At 70.6% G+C, this 10,120-nt stretch carries 10 protein-coding genes; 4 read left to right on the top strand and 6 right to left on the bottom strand.

The genetic code is table 11. The features are described from left to right. Nucleotides 1–502 precede the first annotated feature (502 nt). Nucleotides 503–1,258 carry a helix-turn-helix domain-containing protein gene (locus IG99_RS05010; protein ID WP_037670161.1) on the top strand — a complete coding sequence of 252 codons (756 nt, stop codon included), beginning with the start codon at nt 503–505 and terminating at the stop codon, nt 1,256–1,258. 103 nt (nt 1,259–1,361) lie between these two features. Here the strand turns inward: IG99_RS05010 and IG99_RS05005 are convergent, their stop codons facing one another. From IG99_RS05005 to IG99_RS04995, 3 genes are all read right to left on the bottom strand, one after another. After that, nucleotides 1,362–2,258 carry an RNA polymerase sigma-70 factor gene (locus IG99_RS05005; protein ID WP_037670160.1) on the bottom strand — a complete coding sequence of 299 codons (897 nt, stop codon included), beginning with the start codon at nt 2,256–2,258 and terminating at the stop codon, nt 1,362–1,364. Nucleotides 2,259–2,303: 45 nt separating this feature from the next. Continuing rightward, complete coding sequence (locus IG99_RS05000) at nt 2,304–3,560, bottom strand: NAD(P)/FAD-dependent oxidoreductase (RefSeq protein WP_037670159.1); 1,257 nt, start codon at nt 3,558–3,560, stop codon at nt 2,304–2,306. Nucleotides 3,561–3,978: 418 nt separating this feature from the next. After that, nucleotides 3,979–4,443, bottom strand: a complete 465-nt coding sequence (locus tag IG99_RS04995) for a hypothetical protein (protein ID WP_037670158.1) — start codon at nt 4,441–4,443, stop codon at nt 3,979–3,981. Nucleotides 4,444–4,669: 226 nt separating this feature from the next. Here IG99_RS04995 and IG99_RS04990 point away from each other — a divergent pair, with 226 nt between their 5' ends. Continuing rightward, entirely contained in the window at nt 4,670–5,065 is a 396-nt protein-coding gene (locus tag IG99_RS04990) for a VOC family protein (RefSeq protein WP_037670156.1), read from the top strand. 28 nt (nt 5,066–5,093) lie between these two features. On the opposite strand, the gene IG99_RS04985 is transcribed toward IG99_RS04990, so the two are convergent. After that, nucleotides 5,094–5,342 (bottom strand): SCO4226 family nickel-binding protein, encoded by a 249-nt coding sequence (locus IG99_RS04985; RefSeq protein ID WP_037670153.1) that lies wholly within the window; start codon nt 5,340–5,342, stop codon nt 5,094–5,096. A gap of 478 nt (nt 5,343–5,820) precedes the next feature. Beyond that, nucleotides 5,821–6,522: a phosphate signaling complex protein PhoU gene (phoU, locus tag IG99_RS04980; protein ID WP_037670152.1), complete on the bottom strand. Its 702-nt coding sequence runs from the start codon at nt 6,520–6,522 to the stop codon at nt 5,821–5,823. Between the two features lie 223 nt (nt 6,523–6,745). On the opposite strand from phoU, the gene IG99_RS04975 reads away from it, so the two are divergent. Beyond that, a complete protein-coding gene (locus IG99_RS04975) occupies nt 6,746–8,140 on the top strand; it encodes a two-component system sensor histidine kinase PhoR (RefSeq protein WP_037670151.1) in 1,395 nt (464 codons plus the stop codon). Beyond that, on the top strand, nt 8,137–8,817 hold the full coding sequence (locus IG99_RS04970; protein WP_015659563.1) for a two-component system response regulator PhoP: 681 nt from the start codon (nt 8,137–8,139) through the stop codon (nt 8,815–8,817). Before IG99_RS04975 ends, IG99_RS04970 begins: the two co-directional genes overlap by 4 nt. A gap of 87 nt (nt 8,818–8,904) precedes the next feature. On the opposite strand, the gene IG99_RS04965 is transcribed toward IG99_RS04970, so the two are convergent. Beyond that, nucleotides 8,905–9,591, bottom strand: a complete 687-nt coding sequence (locus tag IG99_RS04965; RefSeq protein WP_037670148.1) for a hypothetical protein — start codon at nt 9,589–9,591, stop codon at nt 8,905–8,907. Between the last annotated feature and the right edge of the window lie 529 nt (nt 9,592–10,120).

Raw genomic sequence — 10,120 nt, 5'->3', positions numbered from 1 at the left:
CATGCGGGGTCTCCTTCGGTGGCGGGGTTCGGTCACAGGCTGTGGGCGGTGATGTCGCCGTAGGCGGTGGTGGCGTGGATGTGCAGGCCGGCGTCGGTGCCGTCGGTGTTGGTGAGGGTGTTGTCGATGCGGCCGTGGCTGGTGCCGGCGTCGAGGCGGGCGGAGATTCCGCGGGCGGCGCCGAGGGTGATGTGGCCGTGCTGGGTGCGCAGGGTGACCGTGCCGCCGGTGGCCTGGGTCGAGGATGGCGGAGACCTGGGTGGGGGTGTCGAACTTCTGCATCGTGCGCTCCTTCGTCGTCGTTTCTGACGTTGGAAACGCTACGTTGCGTTCATGATTGCAGCAACAGACTCGTTGCACGTAATGGCGATAACAGCAGGTGGAAGCGGAGAAATCGTTGCACTGAGTGTGAATTCAACGCAACGACCTGGATCTCATTCGTTGCAATGGATGGCGAGTGAACGCTATGCTGAGCACACCACGGACCACGAAGGAGACCCCGATGCCGGGAGGCAGGCTCACCCAGCAGGAACGTCAGCAGATCGCGCTGGGACTGGCCGACGGCCTGGCCTACGCGGAGATCGCCAGGCGCCTCGACCGCCCGACCTCGACGATCACGCGCGAGGTGATGCGCAACGGCGGCCCCACCACCTACCGCGCCGACCTCGCCCACCACGCCACCGAACGCCGTGCCCACCGCCGCAGGCAGACCGCGCCCCGGGACTCCAAGACGCCTCCGCAGGCCCACGGACGCGACGCCGAGGCGGTCCGCGAGTACGAGGAGTCCTTCACCGCCCTCCTCATGCAGCAGGGCGTGCCCAAAATGATGTCCCGGGTGCTGACCTGCCTGTTCACCACCGACGCGGGCAGCCACACCGCGTCCGAACTCGCCCAGCGCCTCCAGGTCAGCCCGGCGTCCATCTCCAAGGCGATCGCGTTCCTCGATACCCAGGGGCTCATCAGCAGGGAACGCGACGAACGCCGCCGCGAGCGCTACGCCGTCAACGACGACGTCTGGTTCCAGTCCATGGTCGCCGCCGCCCAGTCCAACTTCCAGCTCGCCGAGACCGCACGGCAGGGCGTCAACGTCCTCGGCCCCGACACCCCGGCCGCCGTCCGCCTCGAGAACATCGCCCGCTTCCTCGACTTCGTCGGCGAGAGCATCGCCCGCGCCGCGGAGCAGGCCCGCGAGGTCCTCTACACGAAGCCCGAGGCGAGCGCGGGCGGCGCCGCGGCGCCGGATTCGGAGCACGAGTAGTCAGCTGAGGTCCCGCGGATCGCGGACGACCCACGAGCCGTCCTGAACCGGTCGAGCATGTTGCCGGACGGGTCGGGGCGATCGTGGGCGGTCACCGTGCTGATCAGCGCAGGGTGAGTGGGGTCTCGGACTCGACGCGGGTCAGCTTCTCGGGGTTGCGGACGTAGTAGAGGCCGGTGATGCGGGCGTTCTCGAGGCGGATCGCCATGATCCCGTCGAGCTCGCCGTTCAGGCGCAGGGCGAGTGCCGGGTGGCCGTTGACGATCGTGAGGTCGCTGGTGACCGGGACCTTGTGCTTGGCGGAGCCGCCGATGATGAAGCGGGCCACCTTGTCCGCGCCGACGACCGGGCGTACCGCGGCCTGCTTGATGCCGCCGCCGTCGCTCACCAGGACGACCTCCGGGGCGAGTACGTCGAGGAAGCTCTGGAGGTCCCCGGTGTCGAGCGCGTGCCGGAAGGACTCCAGGGCCGCCCGGGTCTCGCCGGCCGAGACCACCTCGCGAGGGCGGCGGGCCTCGACGTGCCGGCGGGCGCGGTGGGCGATCTGGCGGACGGCGGCGGGACTCTTGTCGACGGCGGCCGCGATCTCCTCGTACCCCACGTCGAAGACCTCGCGCAGTACGAAGACGGCGCGCTCCGTCGGCGAGAGTGTCTCGAGTACGAGCATCAGCGCCATCGAGACGCTCTCGGCGAGCTCGACGTCCTGGGCCACGTCCGGCGCGGTGAGCAGCGGCTCGGGAAGCCAGGGGCCGACGTACGCCTCCTTGCGGCGGGTCATGGTGCGCAACCGGTTCAGCGACTGGCGGGTCGTGATCCGGACCAGGTAGGCCCGCTGGTCGCGCACCTGCTCCAGGTCGGCCCTGACCCACCGCAGCCAGGTCTCCTGAAGGACGTCCTCGGCGTCGGCAGCCGAGCCGAGCATCTCGTAGGCGACGGTGAAGAGCAGGTTGCGGTGGGCGACGAACGCCTCGGTCGCCGGATCAGTGGCGTGGTTGGTCATCTCTCTCCTCATCCTCTTCCCGTCCTTTCCATCCTCGAGGGGTCTCTACGCTGCCCGTTCGGCCGTTGCCGCAGTGGGGGCAGTGGGGGCAGTGGGGGCAGTGGGGGCAGTGGCCGTGGCCGGAGCCTCGCCGCGCCGCGTAGCCCGGAGCAACTGCCGGCGCTTGGGCTCCTTGGCCCACCAGGTGCGTACGCCCGGCTTGCGGGCCTCGTACGCCAACTGCCAGACCGTGCCCCAGCACACCCACTCCTTGAGCCTCGCGCCCGGGCGGCCGCCGACGTAGAACCTGATCGCCGTGTCGTCGCGGTGGGCGAACTGGAAGACGCCGGCGCGGCGCCCCAGGCTGATGCACTGGCCGGCGAAGCCCACGCTGACGGGCGCGGGCCGCTTGCCCGCGATCCGGCTGAGCACCGTCTCGGCGGCCTGCGGGCCCAGCTGAACCGCGGACTGGCAGCCCATCCGGTACGGCAGACCCGACGGCGCCGCGGAATCGCCGGCCGCGAGGATGCGCACGTCGTCCACGCTCGTCAGCGTCTCGTCCGTCAGCAGACGGCCCAGCGCGTCGGTGCTCAGCCCGCTGCGCGCGGCCAGGTCCGGCACGCCGAAGCCGGTGGTCCAGATGGTCACCTCGCTCGAGAACTCGCGGCCGTCGCCGAGCCGCACGGCATCGCGGGTCACGGCCGTCACCTTCGTGCCGGGGCCTTCGAGCACGGTCACACCGAGCCGAGCCAGCCGCCGGGCAACCGTACGGTGGCCCCGAGGGTGCAGGTAGGGTCCGAGCACTCCGCCGCAGACCAGGGTCACGGCGCGGCCCGCCTCCGCCAGTTCGGCGGCGGTCTCGATACCGGCCGGACCGGCTCCGACCACCGTCACCGCGGCCGACACGGACGCGGCGTCGAGGACCGGCCGCAGCCGCTGCGCCTCCTCGAAGGTGGCGATGGGATGGGCGAACTCCGCCGCTCCCGGCACCTGTGGGTCGGCGGTCCCGCTGCCCACGGCGTAGACCAGGTAGTCGTAGCCGACCGTGCCGCCTGAGGCCAGGGTCACGCTGCGCTCGGCCGCGTCGATCCGGGTCACGGTGTCGACCACCAGACGGACGGCCCCGCCCAGGACGTGTCCGTACTCGGCGACCGCCGCGTGGGAGCCGCCCACCAGCTGGTGCAGACGGATTCGCTCCACGAAGGTGGGGCGCGGGTTGATCAGAGTGACGGTGACGTCGTCGCGCTGAGTCAGGCGATTGGCCGCCATGACGCCCGCGTATCCGCCGCCGATCACGACCACGTCGGTGGTGTTCTCAGTCATGGTGTCTCCTCCGTCTCCAGGGGTTCGCTCTCAAGACACCGGGCGGCCGATCGCTGTGACAGCATGTGGTCCAGATCACTTGTCTGCGATGATCCGGCCAGGCTGCTCATATGGGGAATGCTCACCGTGCTCGGGCTGGCGGCCGTCCTGGCGGCTTCCGCCACGGCGTACGGTCGTCAAGCCGGCCGGAGCCGCCTGTCTCGTCGTACTCGGCGTCCAGTCACTCCGCAGTGGCCGGAAACCGCGCGCGGGGGAGCGACGGGCGGGTCATAGCGGCCCCGTCGGCGCGGGCGGTCCCGGCGACCCCGTCCCGCGTCACAGCGGCCCCGTCGGCGCGGGCGGTCGCGGCGACCCCGTCCCGCGTCACAGTGGCCCCGTCGGCGCGGGCGGTCCCGGCGCCCCCGTCCGCGCCGGACCGTCACAGCGACCCGGCCGCCAGGTCCTCCCGCATGCCGGCCCGTAGCTCGGCGAGCGCGGTGTCGTAGCCGAGGCGCCCCTCCACATACACGGGCTCAGTGGCCAGAACGCCCTCCATCACCCTGTCCCGCAGGTCCCGCAGGCGCCGAAAGGCCTTCTCGGACGCCTCCACCACACGGGCCGGCGCCGTGATCGTCATCTGGTAGCGCAGACCGATGCACGGTCCGAACGCCTCGCGAGCGGTCGTGCGGCGTGTGGGGAGATCCATGTCGGGGTCCCGAGCGACGTTCCCGCAGGTGTGACGAGCCTCGGACAGGCAGGCCAAGTAGTCGCCGTACAGGCTGCGGCGCATCTGGATCTCCCGGTCCAGACGTTCCCGCTGCCAGCGCTTCCGGTCGAGCAGCATGGCGGACCCCAGGGCGATGACAGCGCCAACCACCGTGCTGAGAAGGGCAATCCACTGCATCAGCCGACCGTACGGTGTTGTCGGCGGGGGCGGAGGTCACTACGCTCCGTCAGGTGACTGCCGGGTCGGCCTGGATAGGCCAAGTGCGAGTGAGGGTCCCGGCCTTGGCGTGAGCGCGGGGCGGGCGCGGGGTCCGCCGGGCTTCTCCGCGTCGTAGCTGAACTCAGCCCGTCGACGCCATCGGCATCCCCTCGCCAGCCCACAGACCCGGAGACACCACAACCCCATGTCAGCAGTTCAGTCCGTCCAGTTGAACCACACCGCCGTCTACGCGAGCGACCGCCACCTGTCCGCCGAGTTCATCGCGGCGATCCTCGGCCTGCCCGTCGGCGCGCCTTTCGGGCCGTTCCTGCCCGTGGACCTCGGCAACGGCGTGACGCTCGACTACTACGAGAAGCGGAACGAGCCGATCCAGGCGCAGCACTACGCGTTCCTCGTCCCCGAAGCGGAGTTCGACGCGATGATCGCGCGGCTGGAGACGCTCGGGGTCACCTATTACGCCGACCCCGGCCACACCGACCCCGGCCGCGTCAACCGCCTCTTCGGCGGCCGTGGCGCCTACTTCGACGACCCCGACGGGCACAACATGGAGATCATGACCCGGCCGTACGCCCGCCCGTAGCGGGCGATCGAGAAGGTAATGGGGCCCCTCACACCGACAGCGGTACCGGATGCACCTCGTCCGCCCGGTGACCCGTGCGCTCGTGGATGCGCTGGACCGCGTCGGGCGAGGGGGCGTCGGACAGGCAGTAGACGATTCCGGCGTCGGGGTCCGCCCAGGCCCCCTCGAAGTGCACGTTCTCCTCCCCTTCTATGGCGAGGTCGGCCTCGTGGGCCTCGCGCAGCTGATCGGCCGTGATGCCGTTCATCCCGTGGTGGACGTCCATGTACTTCGGCATGACGTCGCACCTCCTTCCGCCGATGCGCTCACCTGTCCTGTGTTCCTGGTCCTTCACTCCATCCTGCGCGCGTGGCATCGGCGGTGCGACAGGAAGGGCCCCGGCGCGTTTCCGCGCCGGGGCCCTGATCCTCGTACGTCTGCGGGAGCTGTCCGCCAGGACCTCACCCGCACTGACACGGGTTGCCCGACTGGCACCCGCATCCGCAGCCCGAGCCGCAGCCGCACGCGGCGATCAGGGGCAGTCCCCTGACCTCGGACGGCTGCTCGGTCCGGCGGTCCTGTGCGGGGTCGGGCGTGCTGTTGGGGGATTCGGCCATGGGTCCCTCCTCGACTGACGGCACCCCCGAGGCCGCCCCCGAGGCTGGTGCCTGTGTCCATTGGATGCCCGCCGCACTGGGCGCATCAACGGCGCACTGAGGCTCTCGCGCGCCCCGAACAGGCGACTCGCCAACGCACTTCACCCCCGGACCGAGCGCCTACGCCCCCTCCGCCCCCGCCACGGGCTGGATCTCCGGCTGCACGTCCGTCTGCAGCTCGTCCGCGTGCTCGCCCGTCACCAGGAACACCACACGCTTCGCGACCGCCACCGCGTGGTCGGCGAACCGCTCGTAGTAGCGGCCGAGCAGCGTCACGTCGACGGCCGTCTCGATGCCGTGCTTCCAGCGGTCGTCCATCAGGTGCTGGAAGAGGGTGCGGTGCAGCAGGTCCATCGCGTCGTCGTCCGTCTCCAGCTGGAGCGCCAGGTCGACGTCCTTGGTGATGATGACCTCGGCCGCCTTCGCCATCAGGCGCTGCGCGAGCTGGCCCATCTCCAGGATGGTCGCGTGCAGGTCGTGGGGGATCGCACGCTCGGGGTAACGCAGCCGTGCCAGCTTCGCCACGTGCTGGGCCAGGTCGCCCGAACGCTCGAGGTCCGCCGACATGCGCAGCGAGGTGACGACGATGCGCAGGTCCGTCGCCACCGGCTGCTGCCGGGCCAGCAGCGCTATGGCCCGGGCCTCCAGGTCGTGCTGGAGGTCGTCGACCTTCTTGTCGCCCTCGATCACTGTCTCGGCCAGCTTGAGGTCCGAGTCGAGGATGGCCGTCGTGGCGCGTCCGATGGCCGACCCGACCAGCCGGGCCATCTCCACCAGACCGTCGCCGATCGAATCCAGTTCCTCGTGGTACGCGTCCCGCATCAGGGTTCCCTCTCGTGCGTGTTCTTCGGGGGTTCCGGGGGCCGGGGCTCCGGCGTTGACCGGCGGTGCGAACCCCACGCTCCCACGTTCCGGCCCCTACGCGTCTGTTTCCGCCACCCCAAATGAACCATCACTGGCTCCAAGGTGAACTCTGGGCGACGAGTGTTCGAGCTCGCACGCGGATGGCTGTGGCCGGGCCGCATGCCATGCCTAACCTGGGGGCATGGACGTGAACGCGGCGGTCGCCGCAGCGGCAGCGATCGCCGGGGTGCTCACCGGTGTGATCGCCATGCTGGCGTTCCGCTTCAGCGAGCGGGAACAGGCTCGTCCCACGCGTACCTCCCTGCACACCGATCCCGTACTGCCGCCGGGTGTGGACACCGTTCTGTCCGTGCTCCGCTCCTCGGCCGTCGTCCTGGACGAGGCCGACGCCGTCGTCAAGGCCAGCTCCGCCGCGTACGCCCTCGGGCTGGTGCGCGGCGGCAAGCTCTCCGTCGAGCCGATGCTCCAGATGGCCCGCGACACCCGGCGCGACGGTGAGATACGCCAGGTCGAGCTGGACCTGGCGCGGCGCGGCACCGGCCGCGGCGAGGCCCTCGCCGTCTCCGCCCGTGTGGCGCCGCTCGGCTCCCGGCTGGTCCTCCTGCTCGTCGAGGACCTCACCGAGGCCCGGCGCATCGAGGCGGTGCGCCGCGACTTCGTCGCCAACGTCAGCCACGAACTGAAGACGCCCGTAGGCGCGCTCTCCCTCCTGTCCGAGGCCGTCATGGACGCCTCCGACGACCCGGAGGCCGTGCAGCGTTTCGCCGGACGCATGCAGATCGAGGCGACCCGGCTGACCAGCCTCGTGCAGGAGCTCATCGACCTCTCCCGGGTGCAGAACGACGACCCGCTCGAGGACGCCGAGCCCGTGCGCGTGGACGAACTGGTCGCCGAGGCCATCGACCGCTGCCGGCACGCGGCGGGCACCAAGCAGATCACCATGGCCGCCTCGGTCGGAGGTCCCGCCTCCGCCGCGCCCCCGGCCGGAGCCGAGGCCGCCGACGGCGTCCCGGCCGGCGCCACCGAGCTGCGGGTATGGGGTCACCGGGGCCAGCTGGCCGCCGCCCTCGGCAACCTCGTCGAGAACGCCGTCAACTACTCGCCCGCCCGCACCCGTGTCGGCATAGCCGCCCGCAGGGTGCCCACACCCGGCGGCGACCTGATCGAGATCGCCGTCACCGACCAGGGCATCGGCATCTCCGACAAGGACAAGGAGCGCATCTTCGAGCGCTTCTACCGCGTCGACCCGGCCCGCTCCCGTGCCACCGGTGGTACGGGCCTCGGGCTGGCGATCGTCAAGCACGTGGCCGCCTCGCACGGCGGGGAGGTCACGGTGTGGAGCTCCGAGGGACAGGGCTCCACGTTCACCCTGCGGGTACCGGAGGCGGGCGCCGCCCGCGACCGCGCCCAGCAGGATCCCGGCCTCGACGACTACGACGAGGACACCGGGGACTTCGGGGTCACCGGGGCCGAGCGGTCCGCCGCGGCGCCCCGCACCCGGCCCCACGGCTCCCACGACACACCCCCCGACTCAACCGCGTACGAAACGCTTTCCGCCCCGGAGGTCCTTCCGTGACCCGTGTGCTCGTCGTCGAGGACGAGGAGTCCTTCTCCGACGCCCTGTCCTACATGCTCCGCAAGGAGGGCTTCGAGGTCGCCGTCGCGACCACGGGCCCCGACGGACTCGACGAGTTCGAGCGCAACGGCGCCGACCTCGTCCTCCTCGACCTGATGCTGCCGGGGCTGCCCGGTACGGAGGTGTGCCGCCAGCTGCGCGGCCGCTCCAACGTCCCGGTGATCATGGTGACCGCCAAGGACAGTGAGATCGACAAGGTCGTCGGCCTGGAGATAGGGGCCGACGACTACGTCACCAAGCCCTTCTCCTCGCGGGAGCTGGTCGCCCGTATCCGCGCCGTGCTGCGCCGCCGCGGCGAGCCCGAGGAGGTCACCCCGGCCGCCCTGGAGGCGGGCCCGGTCCGCATGGACGTCGACAGACATGTGGTGACCGTCTCCGGCTCCAAGGTCGACCTGCCCCTGAAGGAGTTCGACCTCCTGGAGATGCTGCTGCGCAACGCCGGCCGCGTCCTGACCCGTATGCAGCTCATCGACCGGGTCTGGGGCGCCGACTACGTGGGCGACACCAAGACCCTCGACGTCCACGTCAAGCGTCTGCGCGCGAAGATCGAGCCCGACCCGGGTGCGCCGCGGTACCTGGTGACGGTCCGCGGCCTGGGCTACAAGTTCGAGCCGTAGGCCGCGCCTCCACGCGGACCGTGTCCGCGGGACGAGTGAGGGCGGGGCCTCCGAGGAGGTCCCGCCCTTTCGCGTGTGTGCGGCCGGTCAGTGACCCGCCGCCGACTCCGACGCCGACGCGTTCGGGGACTTCGAGCCGGCCGGGGAGCCGCTCGACGACGGCGAGCCGCTCGCGGCGGGGGAGCCGCTGGAGGACGGCGAGCCGGAGGCGCCGCCGGCCGGGCCCGAGGGGGTCGGGGAGGTGCCCGGGGCGCTCGGGACCTCGGTCGGGCCCCAGCCGGAGAAGTAGCTGTCGGAGGGCACGACGAAGGCGCGCAGGCTCACGTCACCGGTCTTGCTGAAGGTGAAGGTGACCTTCTGGGCGTTGCCGTCCTGGATGGCCTCGCTGCTGCTGGACAGCACCGCGGCGGCGTTGTTCTTCCCGCCGATGACGACCGAGCCGCCGGCCGGGATGCTGAGCTTGCCGTTGCCCTTGGCGGGCTTGATGTCGACGGGCTTGGCGGCGCCCTCCACGGTGATGGAGTCCAGCGTCTGCGCGGTGCTGCCGCTGTTGAACACGGTCGCGGAGATCGCGACGGGGCCGGTCGCCTCCTGGGTGGGCTGGGTGATCACGACGGCGTTCTGGATCTTGATGTCGCCGACGCTCGTGGCCGCGTTGTCCGGCTTGATCTCCAGCGTCTGGGGGTTGTTGCCGGCGCCGCAGGCGGCGAGCGAGGCGATCGAGAACGCGATGGCGGAGGCGGCGAGGGCGCCGCGTCGAAGGCTGCTGCTCACGGCGGCGGCAACTCCTTGAACGCACGGGCGGCTTCATCTTGTGAGGCCGCCCTAAGGGTCAGTCAGCGCCACTTAGGTTACCGAGCCGCCCTCCAGCCGCCGCACCCGACCCTCCCCTCGGCCGCGTCACAGGCCACAAGTGACCCTCCAGTCACTTTGATCACTCGGACAGCCGACATTCTCAGAGATCCTGTCCAAGACCCGGTTCGCAAATCTTCCGTGAAGGAATGCGCGATCTGAAGAATTGATCACCGGCTGCTCCCCGACTGCATCATCGATCGCTCATCGTGATCAATTCTTGATTACGTCTCGTATCCCACTCCGCGCACCGAACGGAGTAGCGGAAGTCGAGCACTTGGAACCGGACATTTGGGGATGTTCGGCCGCCTGGAGGGGCTCCTGGATGCGTGTAACGTACGCGTTTCACCTCCGGCGGACAGCACCTCCCACCTGCGAATACCTGGTTCCGATCACCGTGCGCAGCACGTCCATGTTGCTGTTGTCAAGCCCCGAGATATGCCCTGACCTG

Origin of the sequence: Streptomyces griseus subsp. griseus, assembly GCF_000720255.1 — a bacterium.
Lineage (GTDB): Bacteria > Actinomycetota > Actinomycetes > Streptomycetales > Streptomycetaceae > Streptomyces > Streptomyces griseus_I.
This window is presented reverse-complemented; position numbering and strand designations above follow the sequence as displayed.